Here is a 215-nt window from a genome sequence, read left to right as displayed (position 1 = left end):
TGACCAAGGTCAAACGGTTCTTCGAGGACTTCGAGTATCAGGCGGCGTCCTGGGACAAGCCGCGCCGCGTCATCGCCAAGATCGAATGGCATCCGGGCGAGCTGTTCCCCAAAGTCGGCTTCATCGTCACCAACCTGCCGATGGAGCCAGACTGGGTGGTGAGGTTCTACAACCAGCGCGGCACCGCAGAGCAACACATCAAGGAAGGCAAATAT

General features: G+C 58.6%; 1 protein-coding gene. It reads left to right on the top strand.

The genetic code is table 11. From position 1 onward, the window contains the following. The coding region (locus C5F46_RS16375) for a transposase (RefSeq protein ID WP_181317788.1) at positions 1-215 on the top strand (215 nt) is incomplete at both ends.

The organism is Phaeovulum veldkampii DSM 11550, from assembly GCF_003034995.1.
GTDB lineage: Bacteria > Pseudomonadota > Alphaproteobacteria > Rhodobacterales > Rhodobacteraceae > Phaeovulum > Phaeovulum veldkampii.
The sequence above is the reverse complement of the archived record's forward strand: the minus strand, read 5'-3'. Positions and strand labels throughout refer to the sequence as shown.